Origin of the sequence: Staphylococcus sp. GDY8P67P (assembly GCF_017892545.1) — a bacterium.
Classification (GTDB): domain Bacteria; phylum Bacillota; class Bacilli; order Staphylococcales; family Staphylococcaceae; genus Staphylococcus; species Staphylococcus ureilyticus.
This window is the reverse complement of the sequence record NZ_JAESLH010000029.1, coordinates 165,092-184,331: the sequence shown is the minus strand read 5'-3', so window position 1 is coordinate 184,331 and position 19,240 is coordinate 165,092. Positions and strand designations below refer to the sequence as shown.

Sequence of the window (19,240 nt, the reverse complement as noted above, 5' to 3'; positions counted from 1 at the left end):
GGGACGGGATAGAAATCAAAAATTGTATTTGATATCAAATTCCCGCCCCAGTTAAGTTGGTAATATGTTGGTGTCTATAAACAGTTAATGATAATTGTTTGTGTAGCGTTATTTCAAATAGTTACGTATCAACATAATCATATTTTAGAATTTATTGTCTATTTATAAAAGAGATATATGAATATAAGAAGTGCTCAATTTCTTATATATGATAATGGCTAGGTTTTATAAGTTTCATATTATTGAAGCGAAATGGACCGTTTCGCTTATGGTTTTAAGGTTTGATAGCAAAGGCACGTACTGGAAATCCAGGTGCTTTGTTTGGTTTTGGACTGATAGCATAAATAATGGCGCCTCGTGTAGGCAGTTGATCTAAATTTGTTAGTAACTCAAGTTGGTAGGTATCTTGACCTAATACGTAACGTTCACCGACAATATCACCATTTTTGACAACATCTACTGAAGCATCTGTATCAAACGTTTCATGACCGATAGATTGGACTTGTCTATCTTCAAGTAAATATTGTAAAGCATCCAATCCCCAACCAGGTAAGTGTAGTTGTCCTTCTGCATCTTTATTTTCAAAATGTTCAATATCTGGCCAACGTTTGGACCAATCACTGCGAAACGCAACAAATGTGCCAGGTTCGATTGAACCATGTTCAGTTTCCCATTGTTTAATATGATCACGCGTTAAAATAAAGTCAGCATCAGCTGCCACTTCTTGTGAAAAGTCTAAAACAACTAATGGTAATACGAGTTCTTTTAGATCAATTTCATGAAGATAGCGCGTTTTTTCGACAAAATGTATCGGGGCATCTATGTGCGTCCCATACTGAGTCACAATATTCCAATTTTGGACATAGAAACCATCGTCGTCAACATTAAATAGTGTAGAAACCTTTGCGCGTTCAAATTCACTAAAACACGGAATTGTTTCATCAAAAGTATGGGTTAAGTCTACCCATGTTGCAGTTTTTAATTGTTCTAACTGTTCCCATAGTGGATATGTCATTGATATCACCTTCGTCATTTATGATTAAACTGTTGCAGGGTTTGTTGATTTACGTAATTTGTCTACTGAATTTACAAGCACAGTCAATGATTCTCTCACTTCATCTTCTTTACGTGTTTTTAAACCACAATCTGGATTAACCCAGAATAAAGAACGATCAATTTCTTGTAGCGCTCGGTTAATTGCTTCTGTGATTTCTGCTTCAGTAGGGATACGTGGACTGTGGATATCATATACCCCTAATCCAATACCTAAGTCATAAGTAATATCTTCAAAATCTTTAATTAAGTCGCCATGGCTACGAGATGTTTCTATTGAAATAACATCTGCATCTAAATCATAAATAGCATGAATGATTTGGCCAAATTGAGAATAGCACATATGTGTATGAATTTGCGTCTCATCGGCAACAGATGATGTAGCTAATTTAAATGAGTGCACAGCTTTATTAAGGTAATCTTCATGATATTCTGAACGTAATGGCAAACCTTCTCTCAATGCAGGTTCATCAACTTGAATAATTTGGATACCAGCTTTTTCTAAAGCTAAAACTTCTTCATTAATCGCTAATGCAATTTGGTCTTGTACGGTTTCGCGTGGCAAGTCTACACGTTCAAATGACCAATTCAAGATAGTCACTGGACCTGTAAGCATACCTTTTACTGGTTTATCCGTTAAACTTTGTGCATAAAGTGTCTCTTTAACTGTTAAAGGCTCTGTCCATTTTACATCACCATAAATGATAGGTGGTTTTACCGCACGTGAACCGTATGATTGCACCCATCCATACTTCGTCACTAAGAAGCCTTGTAATTTTTCGCCGAAGAACTCTACCATATCATTTCGTTCAAATTCACCATGGACTAAGACATCTAATCCGATATCTTCTTGGATTTTAATCCAGCGCGCAATTTCATTTTTTAAGAATGTTTTATAATCTTCATCTGTAATTCGATTATTTTTCCAATCTGCACGGAATTTTCTTACTTCTTGCGATTGTGGGAATGATCCAATCGTTGTCGTTGGTAAATCAGGTAAGTTGAGACGTGCATCTTGTGCTTTTTTACGCACTTTAAAAGGTGACTGACGTGTAGTACGCACACTGTCGAAATCATACTCTAGATTTTTAAATGATTGATTTTGGAAGCGCTCATAACGTGCTTTCAATTCATCAAATTTCTGACTGTCATTGTCATTAAATAATCGTCTTAAAGCATCCAATTCATCTAATTTTTCAGTGGCAAAACTCAAACCTTCTGCGATGGATTCGTCTAATGTTTCATCATCTAATGATACTGGTACATGTAACAATGAAGAAGATGGTTGAATGACAAGGTTATTTGTAGCACTTTGTAGTGTGTCGATTAATGATTTTTTAGCTTCAATGTCTGCTGCCCACACATTACGACCATCTATAATACCTGCATAAAGTGTTTTGTTTTTGTCTAGTTCGCCATTTTTAATTTGTTTTAAGTTATAGCCGTTATCATGTACAAAATCTAAACCTAATCCTTTTACAGGTAAGCTGTTGAGGAATTTTAAGTTGACACGTTCAAAATAAGTTTGAATCACAAGGTGATTACTTAACCCTGCTTCGTCAAAATAGTTATAAGCAGTACGTGTAATATCTTCAAATGATGCACTATCATCTTCCACAAGTACAGGTTCATCGATTTGAATGTATTCCGCGCCTGCATCTACTAAAGACTGTAAAACTTCTTTATATAAAGGCAATAATGTATTTACTTTTTCTTCAAATGATTGCGAACCGCCTTTAGAAAGTTTTACGAATGTTATGGGACCCACGATTACTGGGTGCGCATTCACATTAATAGATTGTGCATATTTGAAGCGCTCTAATAATACATTGTCATTTAATTTTGGCTCTACGTTGTCCCATTCAGGTACAATATAATGATAATTTGTGTTGAACCATTTGATCAATGCACTTGCAACATGTTCTTTATTACCTCTGGCAATGTCGAACAATAAATCGTTGTCTAATGCTCTGCCTTGGAAACGTTCTGGAATAATATTGAATAATAATGATGTATCAAGAATATGGTCATAAAGAGAGAAATCTCCGACAGGGATACTCGTTAGATTATAGTTCTTTTGTAGTAATAAATTCTCTTTATGCAAGTCTGTTAATTGTTGATTTAATGTAGGGGCATCTATTTTATTAGCCCAGTAACTTTCTATTGCTTTTTTCCACTCTCTTTTTCTGCCTAATCTTGGGAAACCTAAATTTGATGTTTGAATTGTCATAATATTGCCTCCTGTTTACTTGAAGTAATTGATTGTGAATATGATGCGAGTGCTAAAGTGTAATCGACTTTCTGGAACGGTGTAATTAAATATAAGCCGTTAAAATATTTATGGACGGTATCTATAAGTTCCTTAGAAAGTTTAAGGCTTAATGCTTTCGTTTTTTCTTTATCGTCTTTAACAGCTTCAAATTGTTCTAAAATGTCTTCGGATAGTTTGATTCCAGGCACTTCGTTGTGTAAAAATAGTGCGTTATTATAGCTAGTGACTGGCATAATGCCAATAAAGAATGGTACGTCTAAATGTTTGGTTGCTTCATATATTTCTTCGATTTTTTCGGTGCTATAGACTGGCTGTGTGATAAAGTAGTGTGTGCCACTCTCTATCTTTTTCTCAGCACGTTTGACTGACCCTTCGAGTTTTCGAACATTTGGATCAAAAGCACCTGCGATGTTGAAGTTCGTTTTCGTCTTCAGCGCATCACCATCTGTGTTAATACCTTCGTTAAAGCGTAATGCAATTTCTGTTAAACCTTTGGAGTTCACATCGTAAACATTAGTTGCGCCGGGTAAATGACCAATTTTTGATGGATCCCCTGTAATGGCTAGTATTTCATTTACATTCAGTAAGGATAGGCCTAATAAATGTGATTGTAGTCCAATGAGGTTACGATCGCGACACGTGATGTGAACGAGCGGTTCAATATTATATTGTTGTTTGATGATACTTGCTGCTGCGACATTACTGATACGCACAGTAGCTAAAGAGTTATCTGCTAAGGTCACCGCATCAATATGAGCATCATCAAGTTTTTTGATATTTCTGAAAAATGTTTCTGTATCTAAGTGTTTTGGCGTATCCAATTCTACTATAATAGTGGGACGTGCTTTGACTTTCGTTGTTAAGTTTTGTTGTTGTACATTGTTATGTGAAGGACTATTATATTTTTTAATAGGTATTACATTTTTACTGGATACCGGTTTGAGATTGGCTACAGAGGACTTAATGTATTGAATATGTTCTGGTGTAGTCCCGCAACAACCCCCGATAATCCTAACGCCTTCTTTGATCAACTGCTCTGCCACTTTACCGAAGTATTCGGCATTGTCACTATATTTAAATCGACTATTTTCAATATCTAATAAACTTGCATTGGGATAGCAAGATAAATAGGCATTGTCAGGTAATTCAATATGTGAAAATGATTGTTGCATGTGGTGAGGACCATGGTGACAATTGAGTCCAACGATATCAGCACCACTGTCGACAACGCGTTGTAAAGCTGTATTAATTTCCGTACCATCTCTCAAGTAATTTGTGTTTAATGCTGTTAATTGAGCAATAATAGGAATATGATGTTTGCGTTTTGTAGCTGTAATAATGTTGGTCAGCTCTTCTAAATCATAATAGGTTTCGAAAAGTAAACCGTCGACGCCTTCTTCAACTAAAGTATCTACTTGGATCTCGGTATGATATTGAATGGTTTCTAAACCTAAATCTTCCTGTTTCACACCTCTGAATCCACCTACAGTACCTAATATAAATGTTTCATCATTAGCTGCTCTTTTGGCAATTTGTACTGCGGCTTTGTGTATTTCTTTAACCTTGTGTTCTAAACCAAATACTTTTAATTTTTCAAAATTTGCACCATAAGTATTGGTCTGAATAATATCTGCACCAGATTCAATGTAGGAGCGATGAATCCGTTCTATTTTGTCAGGATGGGTTAAATTATATGCTTCTGGACAAGTATCTAAACCATCAGAATATAGAATGGTTCCCATTGCACCATCAGCGACTAAAATGTTCTGTTTCAGTTTGTTGATGAGTTGACTCATTGAAGGCCTCCTTCAGTGCGTAGTTTAAATCAGCAATTAATTCGTCAGCATTTTCTAAGCCTACACTTAATCTAAATAATCCAAATGTAATATTGCGTGCTTCACGAACTTCTTTTGGTACAGCAGCATGAGACATAGTAGCAGGGTGGGATAAAATCGTCTCAACGCCACCTAAACTGACAGATACAAGTGGTAGCGTGAGCGCATCTACAAAAGCTTGCGCTTTTGATTCATCTTTAAGTCTTAAGCCTAAAACAGCACCACCATGTTTTGCTTGAGATAAATGTAACTTGTCATTTCCTGGGTAATAGACTTCTGCAATTTCTTCGCGCTGCGTTAAGAAATCATAAACTTTTTGTGCATTCTCAACAGATTGATTGAAACGTACAGACAACGTTTTTAAATGCTGTGCTAACGTCCAGCAATCATGTGCAGACAATGCAGTTCCTGTACCGTTTTGCAATAGATAAAGTGCGTCTGCTACTGCTTTATTATTTGTGATAGCAGCGCCAGCAATGATATCACTATGACCACCCAAGAATTTTGTAGCACTATGTACGACGATATCTGCACCTAAAGCTAAAGGTGACTGACCAAGTGGTGTCATAAATGTATTGTCAACAGCGAGTAATAGTTCGTGTTGTTGTGTGATACGAGAGACGCCTTTAATATCAGTGATTTTAAATAATGGATTAGATGGTGTTTCAATATAAACCAGTTTTGTATTTGATTGAATCGCTTCTTCAATTTCTTGTAACTGTGTTGTGTCTACCGTGGTAAATTGAATATTAAAGCGTGTCAAAATTTGTTCTGTTAATCTAAAAGTACCACCATAGACATCATCTGGGAGAATGACATGATCACCTGCATTTAATGTGAGTAGTACAGCTGAAATGGCTGCAATACCTGATGCATAAGCAAATGCGTAATCGCCCCCTTCAAGTGCTGCTAATTTTTCTTCTAACAAAGCACGATTAGGGTTGCCACTTCGCGCATAATCATATTTGGCGTCACCACCTAAAACTTTTTGATGAAATGTCGAAGATGCATATAATGGTGGATTAGCTGAATCGTAATCAACACCTCTTTGTGCATCAAATATTACTTCTGTTTCTTTAGATAAACTCATATAATCACACTTTCTTTAGATTTTTCTAATGCTTGTATAATGTCTTGTTCAATGTCTGCGTAATCTTCAACGCCGATGGATAATCTCAGTAAATGTTCATCAATGCCTCGCTTTTCTTTTTCTTCGTCTGGCATGTCAACGTGTGTTTGTGTATAAGGAAATGTGATAAAAGTTTCTGTTCCACCTAAGCTTTCTGCAAAAATACATACTTTTAAGTTTTCTAAAAATTTATCGGCTTTATAATTTTTATTTAAGCGTAGACTCATCATTCCCGTTCGACCGCAATATAAGACCTGGTCAATGCCTGTTAAGTTACAACATCGTTTGGCTAATAATTGAGCATTATATTCTGAACGGTCCATTCTTAAATGTAATGTTTTTAAACCACGTTGTAGTAAGTAGCTATCAAAAGGTGATAAAGTTGCACCAATCATGTTATGAAATTCACCTAATTTTTCAGCTAAATTTTCATCTTTAACCGTCACGACACCAGCAAGTACATCATTATGCCCACCTATGTATTTCGTAGCAGAATGTAGTACAATATCTGCACCATCTTCAAGTGGTGTTGAGAGATATGGTGTTAAAAAAGTGTTGTCTATAATCGTTAGTAAGCGATGCTTTTTGCTTAAAATATAATATGGATCAACGTCTACTTCTTGCATTTGTGGATTTGAAATCGTTTCTATAAATAGCGCTTTAGTATTTTCTGTAATGCTTTCTTTAACAGTTTCATAGTTTAAGAAATCAACATATTTGAAATGTACACCGTATTGTTGCTCATAAAAATCAAATAGTCTAAATGTGCCACCATAAAGGTCGAATGAAACGAGTATTTCATCGCCAGCTTTAAATAAATTACATATTAATTGTATGGCTGCCATGCCACTTGCAGTAGCAAATGAAGCAGTACCACGTTCTAACTTAGCAAATGATTCTTCAAAAGCTGAACGTGTTGGGTTTTTAGTTCTTGTATAATCAAAACCCGTCGATGTTCCTAAATGAGGGTGCTGATATGCTGTTGATAAATAAATTGGATTTGCAATCGCTCCTGTTGCATCTTGTGTCAGTGCGATTTGTGATAACTCAGTATTTTTCATAATACAGATAACCTCCTTTAAAAATAAAAAAAGCTTCCGTCCTTTAAACCCGAATCAATCGGATGTAAAGGACGAAAGCTTAGCTCGCGGTACCACCTTTGTTTGTTACTTTATCACTAAAGTAACCTTATCCAGTACGCCAAATTGCATTCATTACTTGTACTGAACGTGCGCTACCGTAATATGATCAAATAAAAAAACTCACTGCCACTGAAAGTGAAATGAGTATTAACGACATATACAACGCTTGGAATAATCCAGTACGCCATTAAGCAAAATGTTAATACTGTATCGCTATAACGGGCGATCCCGTTGACACCTCATATTGGCATCAACACTCAAAGGCCATTTTCAAACTTTCTTTCTGTGTCTCCTTTCAGCAAGTGAAGACTCTCTGTGTCAGCAGTGTAAGTTCTACTTTCCTTATTACTGTGTGTTGCTATTTCAAATTTGTTATCACTTAGATTACACATTAAAATAACTTTTGTCAATAACTTATCTGAAAATTTTGATTTAACCGATAATTTAAAATGATATTTTTCATTGCTGTAGTGATGATATACTATGTTTAACTAAAAAGGTCATTTTTATTTAAGAAAGTAGGTGTAAACAATGAATGATGATATAGATGAACGACTCAAAGTAGATCACAATGCGCACGTAAAAGAAATAGCACTCAATAGCATTAAACCTAATCCTTATCAACCTAGGAAATCATTTGATCAAGAACGTTTGGAAGATTTGGCTGAGTCGATAAAACTACATGGTATTTTACAGCCTATCGTGTTACGAAAAACAATATCTGGTTATAACATTGTAGTAGGTGAGCGACGTTTTCGAGCATCAAAACTAGCAGGATCAACGACAATACCCGCCATCGTTAAAGTGCTATCTGATGAAGATATGATGGAACTCGCTGTGATTGAAAATCTACAACGCGAAGATTTAAATGCGATTGAGGAAGCAGAAAGTTATCGTAAATTAATGGATGAGTTAGCGCTAACACAGCAAGAAGTGGCACAGCGATTAAGTAAATCTAGACCATATATTGCCAACATGTTGCGTTTACTACAATTGCCTAAGGACATTACTCAAATGGTCAAAGATAACAAACTATCAGGCGCACATGGACGCACGCTATTAGCGATAAAAGATAAGCAAAAGATGAAAAGCATAGCTAAGCAAGCCTACCAGGAGTCTTGGAGTGTACGTACATTAGAACAATATGTAAATGAAAACACTGAAGATAAAAAATCTATTAAAGATAAGTCGCATACAACTAAAAAACCTAAGTTTATACAACAACAAGAGCGACAGCTAAAAGAACAATATGGTTCAGCTGTAACGATATCTAACAAAAATAAAAAAGGTTACATCACTTTTGAATTTAAATCTGAAACTGAGTTCAGAAGATTAATACACCAATTGAATGAGAAATATAATTAAAACAAGAAATTTTACCCATCGTTTGAATTAAGTAATAATAATAAATAACAAACCTAAAACCACATGCGAACTGATATACCACCAGGTGCATGTGGTTTTTAAGTTTGCAAAAATGAATTATCAATATAATATATTTTATTTTAGATTATATAGTGAATAAAAATGAGCGATATTTTTCAATATATTATCTTTTTTAAAAATCATTAATCAAAAAATAGTTACAAATTAATGAATATCGAATGTGAAATTTATGTGAAATTAAACACATTTGCTTGTAAGCAAAATAATGTAGTTCAATAATGGAAGTGAAGGAATGACTAGGAGGGGTTTTATGTTAAATCACGAAGAAATAAAAACAATAAGAGAAACGATACCATTATTGAAAGATAAAGGACAGACAATAACATCAACTTTCTATAAAAAATTATTCGAACAACATCCTGAATTGAAGAATATGTTTAACCAGACCAATCAAAAAAGAGGATTACAATCTTCTGCATTAGCGATGGCAGTATTAGCGGCGGCAGAAAATATAGATGACTTATCACCAATTGTTCCCGCAATTATGCCTGTGGTTTACAAACATTGTGCTTTACAAGTAAAAGCTGAGCATTATCCAATCGTTGGTGAAAATTTGATTTGGGCAATTCAACAAGTGACTGGCTTAAAAGAAGAAGATCCTATTATCCAAACTTGGATTAAAGCATATGGAGAAATTGCTGATGCATTTATTGGTTTAGAAAAAGAAGTTTACAGTAAAATGGCTTGGGATGGCTTTAAACCATTTACTGTAACCAATATCACTGATGAAACCGAAATCATTAAATCTTTCACAGTAACATCAGACGACATTGATTTAAGTCAATTTGTACCTGGACAATATATTACAGTAGATATATCTAGTGATAAGTTGCCTTACAGAGCTAAAAGACATTATTCCATTGTAGATGGTGACAAAGATTTCTTAACATTCGGTGTACGTAGAGACGTTACGGAAGAACATGAAGGTGAAGTATCTACAGTACTACATGATGAAGTCAAAGTGGGAGATACTCTATTTTTATCTGCGCCAGTTGGTGGATTTGGATTGGCAAACAAAGATCATAAACAATTATTCATAGGCTCTGGTGTAGGCGTGACACCTCTTGTTTCAATGTATAAAGAAGCGGTTGATGCTGATTTAACTTCAACATTCCTTCAATCAACATCAGATGCTCAAAACGTAGCATTCGAAGAAAATTTAGAAGCAATCACAGCACAATCTTCAGTAACACAATTTGATAAACATTTCCGTAATCAAGACGGATTTATAGACGCTGAACAATTAAAACAATACCTTGATGGTGAAACAGAAGTTTATGTATGTGGTGGTAATTCATTCTTAAAAGCTATGATTCAAGAATTACAAAAATTAGAAGTGCCAATGGACCAAATTCACTACGAAACATTCATTCCAAGATTGAGTTTTTCAGTATAGTGTAACGCGTTTTACACATTTTATATAAATTAAAAAATAAATCATAAAACAGATAGCTCATTTTATTTATCTGGAGACTTTTCATATTTTTTAAATAATAACCTCGACTAATAGTTTAGTCGGGGGTTTTTTATTTTATGTTGCGCAAATATTTTTCAAATATATTAAAAATACAAAGACATGCTGCCAATTAAGTAAAATTTCCCAATTCATAAAACCATATGAGCATAAATTGTATGTATAAAAACAGTCATTAAGTTGCCGCCTTATAACGCTTTGTAAAAATAATGAAAATTTTAGGTTTATATTATTGACCTATTTAATTCAAGAGAGTAGTATAAACAAAGTACTTTGTTAAAAGTACTTTTATAAAACTATATATGCGTGTTAGAAAGGATAATTAAGATGAAATTTAGTGATTTTTTAAAATCAAAAGGGGCAATTGGCGCAATATTTATGGGGATTTTTTATGGATTAGTGATGTTGGCCATCTTTTTACCTGGTTACAAAGCGATGCCAGGTAATATTGATAAATTACCTATTGCAATCGTTAACGATGACAACGGAGATTATGGTAACCAAATATCAAAACAATTGAACAACAGTTTACCGTTCGATCATATAAAAAAAGATATTTCTAATTCGAAAGCAAATAATCAGTTGGAGCATAATGAATTGAATCTTGTAATTCATATACCTCGAGATTTTTCAAGTAATTTAAAATCTGAAAAGGGTACACCAGGGCTAGATTTTAAAGTAAATGATGCTTCTCCAACAATGATTAGTCAATCTATGGATTCAATTGGAAGTGAAATTAATAGTCAGCTTAGCAAGCAATTTTCTAATCAAACAACTGAAGGTGTATTAAAACAAGCAAAAATACCTGATGAACAAATGGACGGTTTAATTAAGCAAATCAACGCTTCTTATTCTGGTAACATTAATCATATAAATAAAATGCCATCAAGCATGAATTTTAAAATGTTACCTATGTTTTTAACTTTAGCTGGATATGTAGGCGCAATGATTGGAGCGATGCAATTAGTTAGTGCATTTAAAGAAAACAGACACAGAGCTAGTAAAACTAAGTTGTTTATCTATGTGCAACTAACAGCTCTAATCATTGGATTAGCTTCTTCTGTCATTTCTTTAGGTATTGCTTATTTAGTCAATGATTTAGAAGCTGATAAATTCTTAAGTATTTTTGGTCAATTAGTATTGAATTATTGGGTTTCCTTTAACTTTACAGCAATCGTCGTATTCTTAATAGGACAGGCAGGTATGATTTTAAATATTCCTATTTTACTCATACAAACAATTGCTAATGGGGCAACAATGAGTCGTGATATGATGCCTACAGTTTATAACTGGATGAGTCATATTTCCCCAATGTATTATTCAGTTCAGGGTCACTTTGCAAACATTTTTGGAAGCATACCACAAACACCTTATATTTTATCTATGGCAGCTGTAGGTGTCGTTGCTATGTTCGTTAATATTGTTATCGTTACTGTTCTTTATAAAAAAGAATCCGATATCGTTTTTGAGAATTATAAAAATACTAACGAAACGCTTGCAAACTATTAACACCTTCTTTAGTTCTGTTAAAATAAAGGTATTAAGAAAAAAGGAGCCTTTAATAATGTCTATCCAAATATTTATATTAGGGAAATTAATGGAAAAAAACAGTTACCCTTATTTATTAAAAAAACAGCTATCAGAACCTATACCTTTTGATAAAATGAGCGGACTAACAGAAAGTAAGCTTTATTATAATTTTGAAGCATTATCCAAAAAAGGCCTTGTAGAAATAGTGGAGACAATTAAAGAAGAAAATCGTCCAGATAAACAAGTATTTCAAATTACTGAAAAAGGTAAACAAACTTTGCCTAAATTGATATATAAGTTATTCGAGAACGCTAAAGAAATTAATGAAATGTATGTTGGTATTGCTTATCTCAAATTTGTAGATAAGCAAAAAGTAATTAATATCTTAGAAAGCAAAGTTCAAGATTATAAACAAATGTTGATACAATCAAAAGAGATAAAGTATAAGATTCAGGTAACTACTGAAAATGAAGGGTTATTAAATTTTATGTCGGATCATTTTAACACTAAAACAAATAATACAATTCATTTTTTAGAAAAACTGATAACACTTATTGAAAATGATAATGTATGATATTAAAGATGGAACAAGTAACGTAAGAGGCGTTACTTGTTCTTTTTTACGTTGTTTTGAAAAGATTGCACTTTATATATATATCTACAATGAGAAAAAATGTTTAATATGTTTCGGACAATACTTTTAATTATTATAAAGAAGTAGTACAATATAATTAAAGAAATAAAATTTTGGAGGGATACCCAAGTCTGGCTTAAGGGAAATTAATAGTTAATATTAATTAGAAGCATCTTGCTTGCGTTGGTTCGAATCCTTCTCCCTCCGTTAAATCATTTACCAAGCCTTTCAAGAGCTTGGCTTTTTTTATGATATATATTGTTCAATGCATTATAAATTCAAATAGAAAGTAGGTTTACAATGTATTTCACTCACTTAAACATTGATGAATTTGAAAACTTTATTCATAACCACGCGGCACATTATACCCAAAGTGCTAACCATTTTCGTTACAGAAACCAACATAAAAATGATGTGCATATTGTAGGTGTTAAAGATAATGAAGATAACGTCATAGCAGCATGTCTTTTAACAGAAGCACGTTCCTTCAAATTTTTTAAATATTTTTATACACATCGTGGTCCTGTTTTAGACTTTTCTGATTATCAGTTAGTAAGATTTTTCTATAAAAGTTTAACGAAGTATTTGAAAAAGCATCGGTGCTTATATGTTTTAACCGATCCATACATATTAGAAAATATAAGAAATGCGCAAGGCGAAATATTAGAAAGCTATAACAATAAACCACTTATCAAGACTATGGAAGATATAGGTTATAAACATCAAGGATATACGGTAGGATATTCTCAAATAAGTCAAATTCGTTGGTTATCAGTTTTGGATTTAAAAGATAAAACAGAAGATGACTTGCTTAAAGAAATGGATTACCAAACGCGTAGAAATATTAAGAAAACATACGAAATGGACGTGCGCGTAAGTACACTGGCTATTGAGGAGACAAGTAGATTTTTTAAATTATTTAAAATGGCTGAAGAAAAACATGGATTTAAGTTTAGAGATCAGCAATATTTTGAAGAAATGCAAAATATTTATCATGATAATAGCATGTTAAAATTAGCATATATCGATTTGTCAGAATTATTAGTAAAGCAAAATAAGCAATTAGAAAAGTTGAATAAGGACTTAGAAAATACGAAAGAAAGCTTAGAAAACAATCCTAACTCGAAAAAAAGTAAAAATAAATATGATCAAGGATTACAACAAATAAAAGCACAAAAAAGAAAAATAACTGAAACAGAAGCATTAATCAAAACTGATGGCACTATATTGGATTTAGCAGCAGCGCTTTATATTTACAACGACTATGAAGTTTATTATCTTTCAAGCGGCTCTAACCCTAAATACAATACATATATGGGTGCCTATAGATTGCAATGGGAAATGATCAAGTTTGCGAAGGCGCATAATATCCAGCGTTATAACTTTTATGGCATAACTGGAGATTTCAGTGAAAATGCTGAAGATGCTGGTGTACAAAAGTTTAAAGCAGGTTTTAATGCACATGTAGAAGAGTACATTGGAGATTTTATTAAACCAATCAGACCTTTGCTTTATAAAATATATGACTTAATCAAATAGAGTATGTTTTGTTTGTCCGCGTTTAGTTTTATTTATATTTACAAAAAGAAATGAGTGAGACGCTGGGACATAAAGTTCTTGGACAAGTGAAAAAAGGGCAATTTCTATATTATTTTAATTATGGTTATCTCATTGATTCACTACTTGAGTTGATATAGGGCTTATTTTTAAAAATAATTTAATGTAAAATTACATATAAATATATTGTATTTTTGGTGAGACGCTGGAGGTATCAGAACAGGCTGAAGACTACAGATTAAATCTGTGCCCTAAGCAAACGAACCAACAATATGCCACAAGTATTGAATAACAAAGAGGCACGCAGATGTATAAATTAAATCATCTGTGTGCTATTTTTCTAGGATTTATGTTTCGGACTGTTTTAAAATACAATCAAGAATAAAAAAAGCAAAAAATTTCAGAAAAATTTGAAAAGGTTATAGCAAAGGCGATAATCCAATATAACAAGGTTGTTATAAAAATAAAATAAATTAAAAATCAGAAGTGCTAAAAACACTATAGCTATGCACTTTGTTTACAAATTTAATAAAAAATATACCTGATTCGTGTGTTCAAATATACACTTGACATAAAAATTTACAATGAGTAAAGTGTAAATCATAATTATTTTCAAATTATTCTAAATTAAAAATAACTCTAATTATAATATATTTATGAATGTTATGAGGGGGCGAATAAATTAATGTTTGAACCAAAAGTTACATATGCGCATTTTAACGCAAACGTCTTTGAGTCAATTGATATTGATGATGAAACAAAAGGTGCGCGTGAAATCGTCGCTTGGGCTTATCAAACCTATGGTGATTCAGTTATTTATGCTTGCAGTTTTGGTGCGGAAGGCATGATATTAATTGATTTGATTTATAGTGTTAAGAAAGATGCCCAAATTGTATTTTTAGACACAGGTCTTCACTTTCAAGAAACATACGATCTAATTGATCGTGTTCAAAAACGTTATCCAGAACTACGAATTAAACTTAAGAAACCTGAATTAACTTTGGAAGAACAAGCATCACAATATAATCCTGCACTTTGGAAAAATAATCCAAACCAATGTTGTTATATTAGAAAAATCAAACCATTGGAAGATGTTTTGTCTGGTGCTACTGCTTGGATTTCTGGATTACGTAGAGCACAATCGCCCAGTCGTGAAAATACTCAGTTTATAAATAAAGACGAACGCTTTCAGTCAGTAAAAATATGTCCGTTGATACATTGGACATGGGAAGATGTTTGGCAATATATTAAAAAATATGAATTGCATTATAACGAATTACACGATTTTAACTATCCAAGTATAGGGTGTATACCATGTACTACAGCTGTTGAAGGATCAGGAGATTCAAGAGCAGGCAGATGGACAAATTCAAATAAAACAGAATGCGGTCTTCATACTACAGATTAAACATCTTTATAGTTAAAAAATTTTTTTGCTATTAATCCTTAGTATTCCAATCGGATAGATATAACTAAAGATTGGTCATCAAATCAATCTTATAGTGATAGTTACAATTACCCGTGAAAAGTTATGGAATCAACTGTTGAGTGATTTTAGATAAATGATTGTTAAATAAAAAATTAAAATGAGGTGAAATGGTTGTGAACTTATCTGTAATAAATAGTCCATTTGATGAAAATCAAGCTACACAACTAAACCAAATTATTCAAAATCTTACGATTGAGCAGCAAGTTTGGTTAAGCGGTTATTTAACTGCAAATTTACAGAGTGTTACTACAAAACAAGAAACACCATCGGAAGTAGCTCAGTTTGTATTGAATAAAGAATCTACTTCAAATAGTGAGAGACATATCACTGTTTTATATGGTTCAGAAACTGGTAATGCACAAGGTTTAGCTGAAAAATTAGCTGATCGTCTTGTCGAACTTAATTTCAATGTGAAATTGAGTGCAATGGGTGATTACAAAACTAAGGATTTAAAAAAAGTAGAAGATTTATTTATTATTTCTTCTACTCATGGGGAAGGAAACCCACCCGATAATGCCATTAGCTTTCATGAATTTTTACATGGAAGAAAAGCGCCTCAGTTGGAAGGTGTACGCTATTCAGTTTTATCACTCGGGGACGCGTCGTATGAGTTCTTCTGTCAAACAGGTAAAGACTTTGATGCACGTCTAGAAGATTTAGGTGCTTCCCGCTTGGTGGATAGACAAGATTGTGACTTGGATTTTGATGATACGGCTGAATCCTGGATGGATCACATTATCGAACAGTTAAGTGATGCTTCATTGAGCGAGGAAAAAGTGACAACAACGAACACTGTACCATTGACAAATGACAAAAGGTATTCAAAAACACAACCATATGAAGCTGAAATATTAGAAAATATTAACTTGAATGGTAGAGGTTCTAATAAAGAGGTTAGACATATTGAATTACAATTTGAAGATTATGGTGAAGACTACGAGCCAGGTGATTGCTTGGTAGTGATTCCAGAAAATGATGAAAAACTGGTAGAAACGTTACTGAATCAATTAGATTGGGATGCTCAAACAGAAGTACCAATCAATGACAAAGGTGATGTACTTACAGTAAAAGAGGCACTACAGCACCATTTTGAAATCACTAAATTAACAAAGCCGTTATTACAAAAAGCAGCTGAGCTGTTTGGAAATAAAACATTGGCAGAAAATGTTATAGATCAAGATTGGATTAAATCTTATGTATATGGTCGAGATTTAATTGACTTAATTCAAGACTTTAGACCTGAAAAACTCGAGCCTGAAGTGTTGTACCAATTTTTAAGAAAACTGCCTCCTAGAGAATATTCTATAGCAAGCAGTTATGAAGCAAATCCTGATGAAGTTCATATCACCGTGGGCGCTGTAAGGTATCAAGCGCATCAACGTGAACGTCAAGGTGTTTGTTCAATTCAATTAGCTGAACGTATGGAACCTGGTACATCTATATCTGTCTATCTAAAGAAAAATCCGAATTTTAAATTTCCATTCGATGAAGCTACACCTGTCATTATGATTGGACCCGGCACAGGTGTCGCGCCTTTTAGATCTTATTTACAAGCACGTGAAGAATTAGATTTATCAGGACAAACATGGTTATTCTTTGGTGAACAGCATTTTACAACAGACTTTTTATATCAAACAGAGTGGCAAGATTGGCTTAAAGAAGGCGTTCTTAGTAAGTTGGACTTGGCATTTTCAAGGGATACAGAAGAAAAAATTTATGTTCAACACAAAATTGAAGAACAAAGTAAAACTTTTTATGAATGGTTGAAAAACGGTGCAGCATTATATGTATGTGGTGACGAACAAAATATGGCTAAAGATGTACACAAAGCGATACATCAGGTTTTAGTTAAAGAAGGTAATATGTCAGATGAAGAAGCTGAGACTTATTTGACACAGATGAAACAAGACAAACGATATCAAAGAGACGTTTATTAAAAAAGGAGTTGATCACGTGACAGAATCAAATTTAAATTTTTCTCAAAAACTTGATGAGATGGAACGTATCAAAGCTAATAGTAATTACCTTCGCGGCACAATTGTTGAAGGGTTAGCAGATAGAATTACAGGTGCGATTTCAGAAGAAGATACTAAATTATTAAAGTTTCATGGAAGTTATATGCAAGATGATAGAGATCTTCGCGACGAACGCCGTAGACAAAAATTAGAGCCTGCATACAGTTTCATGATAAGAGTGCGTGCGCCAGGTGGTGCTTCGACTCCAGAACAATGGATTGCGATGGATGATATTGCGAACCAATATGCAAATCAAACGATTAAATTAACAACAAGACAAGCGTTTCAATTCCATGGGGTTTTGAAAAGAAACTTAAAGCAAACAATGTTTGATATCAATCAATCTTTATTAGACACGTTAGCAGCATGTGGCGATGTTAATAGAAATGTAATGTGTAACCCTAACCCCTATCAATCTGATGTGCATGCGGAAATTAATCAGATTGCAAGTGATATTAGCCGTCATCTTTCACCTAAAACACAAGCTTATCACGAAATTTGGTTAGACGGAGAAAAAGTGTTAGATACAAGTGATCAAGAACCAGAGCCACTGTATGGTAAAACCTATTTACCACGTAAATTTAAAATTGGTATTGCAGTCCCACCTTCTAATGATATCGATGTATTTTCTCAAGATATTGGGTTAATTTCGATTATTGAAGATGGTGAATTAGTTGGATTTAATCTTACAGTTGGTGGTGGCATGGGAATGAAACATGGAAATACTGCGACATATCCACAAGTTGGACGTTTGATTGGCTATTTTCCAAAATCACAGGTCATCGATGTTTGTGAAAAAATCCTGACAATTCAGAGAGACCATGGAAATCGTGAAGAGAGAACAAATGCACGTTTTAAATATACGGTGGATCGTAAAGGCGTAACATGGATTACGGATGAGCTCAATCGTCGATTAGGTTGGGAACTAGAGCCTAAGCGTGCATTTCACTTTGAAGATAATGGTGATCGATATGGTTGGACTGAAGGCAGTGGCAAACATCATTTCACATTATTTATTCAAAATGGCCGTGTTAAAGATACAGAAGAATATCAATTGAAAACAGCGTTAAGAGCGATTGCTGAAGTGCATACTGGAGATTTTAGACTTTCGCCTAACCAAAATTTAGTAATTGCGAATGTTGAAACACAGAAAAAGCCAGAAATTGAAGCGCTGATAAAGCGATATGGTTTAACAGATGGCGAACATTATACGGGATTGCGGAAAAATTCTATGGCTTGTGTCGCTTTTCCTACTTGTGGTTTAGCAATGGCAGAATCTGAACGGTACCTACCTTCGCTAATAACGAAAATAGAAAGTCTGTTAGATGAAGCAGGCTTAAACGAAGAAGAAATAACCATTAGAATGACGGGATGTCCTAACGGTTGTGCACGTCCAGCATTAGCTGAAATTGCATTTATTGGAAAAGCACCAGGTAAGTACAATATGTACCTAGGTGGTGGTTTCGCTGGTGATCGTTTAAATAAGTTGTATAAAGAAAATATTGATGAAGCGGAAATATTAGAAAGTTTAAGGCCTATTTTATTGCAATATGCACAAGAAAGAACTGTTGGTGAACGTTTTGGTGATTTTGTCGTCAGGGCAGGTATTGTTGAAGCAGTTACAGACGGTCAATTATTCCACAGTTAATCAATTAAGAAAGTGG

At 33.7% G+C, this 19,240-nt stretch carries 13 protein-coding genes, 1 tRNA gene and 1 other annotated feature; of the genes, 9 read left to right on the top strand and 5 right to left on the bottom strand.

All coding sequences use genetic code 11. The annotated features are described in order from the left end of the window. Positions 1-274: 274 nt before the first annotated feature. The 5 genes from KA833_RS11615 to KA833_RS11595 are packed head-to-tail and all read right to left on the bottom strand — an operon-like array spanning position 275 to position 7,350. A complete protein-coding gene (locus tag KA833_RS11615; RefSeq protein WP_210128322.1) occupies positions 275-1,015 on the bottom strand; it encodes a cyclase family protein in 741 nt (246 codons plus the stop codon). Positions 1,016-1,039: 24 nt separating this feature from the next. Continuing rightward, a complete protein-coding gene (gene metE, locus KA833_RS11610; RefSeq protein WP_107359941.1) occupies positions 1,040-3,286 on the bottom strand; it encodes a 5-methyltetrahydropteroyltriglutamate--homocysteine S-methyltransferase in 2,247 nt (748 codons plus the stop codon). Beyond that, complete coding sequence (locus tag KA833_RS11605; protein WP_070038481.1) at positions 3,280-5,121, bottom strand: bifunctional homocysteine S-methyltransferase/methylenetetrahydrofolate reductase; 1,842 nt, start codon at positions 5,119-5,121, stop codon at positions 3,280-3,282. The genes metE and KA833_RS11605 overlap by 7 nt, the downstream gene beginning before the upstream one ends. After that, positions 5,075-6,250 (bottom strand): cystathionine beta-lyase MetC, encoded by a 1,176-nt coding sequence (gene metC / locus KA833_RS11600; protein ID WP_064209685.1) that lies wholly within the window; start codon positions 6,248-6,250, stop codon positions 5,075-5,077. The genes KA833_RS11605 and metC overlap by 47 nt, the downstream gene beginning before the upstream one ends. After that, on the bottom strand, positions 6,247-7,350 hold the full coding sequence (locus KA833_RS11595; protein WP_070038475.1) for a PLP-dependent transferase: 1,104 nt from the start codon (positions 7,348-7,350) through the stop codon (positions 6,247-6,249). The genes metC and KA833_RS11595 overlap by 4 nt, the downstream gene beginning before the upstream one ends. A gap of 64 nt (positions 7,351-7,414) precedes the next feature. Then, positions 7,415-7,789, bottom strand: a binding site (T-box leader). Between the two features lie 173 nt (positions 7,790-7,962). On the opposite strand from KA833_RS11595, the gene KA833_RS11590 reads away from it, so the two are divergent. The 9 genes from KA833_RS11590 to KA833_RS11550 all read left to right on the top strand — a co-directional run bounded on the left by KA833_RS11590 (position 7,963) and on the right by KA833_RS11550 (position 19,224). Beyond that, a complete protein-coding gene (locus KA833_RS11590; RefSeq protein WP_210128323.1) occupies positions 7,963-8,796 on the top strand; it encodes a ParB/RepB/Spo0J family partition protein in 834 nt (277 codons plus the stop codon). Between the two features lie 331 nt (positions 8,797-9,127). Further along, positions 9,128-10,273 (top strand): globin domain-containing protein, encoded by a 1,146-nt coding sequence (locus KA833_RS11585; protein WP_210128324.1) that lies wholly within the window; start codon positions 9,128-9,130, stop codon positions 10,271-10,273. Between the two features lie 405 nt (positions 10,274-10,678). Further along, a complete protein-coding gene (locus tag KA833_RS11580) occupies positions 10,679-11,860 on the top strand; it encodes a YhgE/Pip domain-containing protein (protein WP_210128325.1) in 1,182 nt (393 codons plus the stop codon). A 55-nt stretch (positions 11,861-11,915) separates the two neighbouring features. Next, entirely contained in the window at positions 11,916-12,455 is a 540-nt protein-coding gene (locus KA833_RS11575) for a PadR family transcriptional regulator (protein WP_046207128.1), read from the top strand. A 175-nt stretch (positions 12,456-12,630) separates the two neighbouring features. Next, positions 12,631-12,722 (top strand) — tRNA-OTHER (locus KA833_RS11570). A 93-nt stretch (positions 12,723-12,815) separates the two neighbouring features. Continuing rightward, positions 12,816-14,054, top strand: a complete 1,239-nt coding sequence (locus KA833_RS11565) for an aminoacyltransferase (RefSeq protein WP_210128326.1) — start codon at positions 12,816-12,818, stop codon at positions 14,052-14,054. 703 nt (positions 14,055-14,757) lie between these two features. After that, on the top strand, positions 14,758-15,480 hold the full coding sequence (locus KA833_RS11560) for a phosphoadenylyl-sulfate reductase (RefSeq protein ID WP_046207126.1): 723 nt from the start codon (positions 14,758-14,760) through the stop codon (positions 15,478-15,480). 194 nt (positions 15,481-15,674) lie between these two features. Beyond that, on the top strand, positions 15,675-17,498 hold the full coding sequence (locus tag KA833_RS11555; protein WP_046207548.1) for an assimilatory sulfite reductase (NADPH) flavoprotein subunit: 1,824 nt from the start codon (positions 15,675-15,677) through the stop codon (positions 17,496-17,498). 58 nt (positions 17,499-17,556) lie between these two features. Further along, on the top strand, positions 17,557-19,224 hold the full coding sequence (locus tag KA833_RS11550; RefSeq protein WP_226861048.1) for an NADPH-dependent assimilatory sulfite reductase hemoprotein subunit: 1,668 nt from the start codon (positions 17,557-17,559) through the stop codon (positions 19,222-19,224). Positions 19,225-19,240 lie beyond the last annotated feature (16 nt).

Coding starts and splice junctions, on each gene's coding strand:
- KA833_RS11615 (WP_210128322.1), bottom strand. CDS start 1,015: ATGACATATCCACTATGGGAACAGTTAGAACAATTAAAAACTGCAACA.
- KA833_RS11605 (WP_070038481.1), bottom strand. CDS start 5,121: ATGAGTCAACTCATCAACAAACTGAAACAGAACATTTTAGTCGCTGAT.
- metC (WP_064209685.1), bottom strand. CDS start 6,250: ATGAGTTTATCTAAAGAAACAGAAGTAATATTTGATGCACAAAGAGGT.
- KA833_RS11595 (WP_070038475.1), bottom strand. CDS start 7,350: ATGAAAAATACTGAGTTATCACAAATCGCACTGACACAAGATGCAACA.
- KA833_RS11590 (WP_210128323.1), top strand. CDS start 7,963: ATGAATGATGATATAGATGAACGACTCAAAGTAGATCACAATGCGCAC.
- KA833_RS11585 (WP_210128324.1), top strand. CDS start 9,128: ATGTTAAATCACGAAGAAATAAAAACAATAAGAGAAACGATACCATTA.
- KA833_RS11580 (WP_210128325.1), top strand. CDS start 10,679: ATGAAATTTAGTGATTTTTTAAAATCAAAAGGGGCAATTGGCGCAATA.
- KA833_RS11575 (WP_046207128.1), top strand. CDS start 11,916: ATGTCTATCCAAATATTTATATTAGGGAAATTAATGGAAAAAAACAGT.
- KA833_RS11565 (WP_210128326.1), top strand. CDS start 12,816: ATGTATTTCACTCACTTAAACATTGATGAATTTGAAAACTTTATTCAT.
- KA833_RS11560 (WP_046207126.1), top strand. CDS start 14,758: ATGTTTGAACCAAAAGTTACATATGCGCATTTTAACGCAAACGTCTTT.
- KA833_RS11550 (WP_226861048.1), top strand. CDS start 17,557: ATGGAACGTATCAAAGCTAATAGTAATTACCTTCGCGGCACAATTGTT.